Source organism: Microcystis sp. BLCC-F209, assembly GCF_041928595.1.
GTDB lineage: Bacteria > Cyanobacteriota > Cyanobacteriia > Cyanobacteriales > Microcystaceae > Microcystis.
The window spans coordinates 1-1,275 of the sequence record NZ_JBHFLL010000152.1; the positions used below are offsets into that span (position 1 = coordinate 1).

The 1,275-nt window shown below is 38.4% G+C and carries 1 protein-coding gene and 1 pseudogene; both read right to left on the reverse strand.

Annotation, left to right across the window (positions count from 1 at the left end; all coding sequences use genetic code 11):
• Positions 1-855 precede the first annotated feature (855 nt).
• The gene (locus ACE1AQ_RS09415; RefSeq protein WP_110546118.1) at positions 856-1,119 is read right to left on the reverse strand and encodes a hypothetical protein; all 264 of its coding nucleotides are present in this window, start codon (positions 1,117-1,119) and stop codon (positions 856-858) included.
• Positions 1,116-1,275, reverse strand: a pseudogene (locus tag ACE1AQ_RS09420) (IS630 family transposase); the annotation flags it as partial. The pseudogene ACE1AQ_RS09420 and the gene ACE1AQ_RS09415, both read right to left, overlap by 4 nt.

The following is a 1,275-nucleotide window of genomic DNA, read 5'->3' on the forward strand; positions in this document are numbered from 1 at the left end:
TACATGATATCAGCCAGACTTGGAAACTATCTCATCAAATTAGTCCCCCCATAGAACCCCCTTGAGCCATCTGGCACACTTTTCTCTTTTTGTCAAATTTTATGTTAAGAAAGATGTGACTAATGGATAGGTTATCAAGGGTAGGGTTGATTCATGAATCAACCCTACCTTATCAAGGGGGACAGGAGGGATCGAACCTAAAATCCATTTTTAATTTAATTATAACCAGCTACTTAGCTGGTGAAGATTTTCTCGGTGGTCGCTAGGGGGGTCTTGAGACCCCTAATTATGAAAAAATAGGAATTGTTGGAAAACTGAGGCGAGTGGACTGGGAGCAAGTCAGTTTTGCAGAAGAGTGCGCTGGAGACCGGTAGAAGAATCGAGTAAAATAGGGATATATCAAAGGAGTAAACGGTCAATGAACCCAGAAAACCAGAAAAAACTCCAAGAATACGCCCGATGAATCGCCGAAATTCTCTATCAAGAGGCCGCTCCCGAAGACTTAGGCAGTTTAGGGGATATAGAAAGGCACTTGGCGATTTTTGTCAATTGTTTTTGCTCTAGAGCGAACTAATCAATTAAGTCCCTTGCCAGATAAGAATTTAGTCGATTTATGCGACCGAATCGAACCATACCAAGTAACGAAGAACCGTTATTTCTTACTCTATGGTGATAATTAAAAAAGAATACTAGAACAAAAGTAAGCAGAGGTACTAGAGGGATGAGAAACAAAAAGGAAGGTCGAGTTTGATAGGTTAGGAATAAGCTCAACGACAGAGCAGTTAGAAGAAAATAGTTATAGGTTTGTTTAACAAACATGAAGATAAAAGCTATGGTTAGGATAGCCATAGATACCTATAAAATCTCTGGCAATTGCGCCGGAACAAATCTCCAAAGAATTTGGGTATGTAGCAGAGGCAAAGCAGTGACAAGTGCTTGAATTTTGGAAAAGTTTGCTATCCTTAGACCTCTAAAAAAAACAAATACCGCTAAGGCATACACAACAAACTGAGCAGCTGGTAGAAGATGAAAATCTGGTGAGATTACTTTAACTAAATTGAGAAATAGTGGATAAAAAAAGGTTCTTTCTTGAGAAACTATAGCAATTCTCTGACTCATGAGGTACAGTAGCAACAGTGAGTAAACCAATTGCGAATATCTTTTTGAGTAACTTCTAACATAGCTAATTCAATCCCTTCTATTAAGTCTTTGTAAGTTCTCGCCTTCAGTTTTCTTAATATCGCTTTGACTTTTGACCAAAAGTTTTCAATAGGA

Coding starts and splice junctions, on each gene's coding strand:
- ACE1AQ_RS09415 (WP_110546118.1), bottom strand. CDS start 1,119: ATGAGTCAGAGAATTGCTATAGTTTCTCAAGAAAGAACCTTTTTTTAT.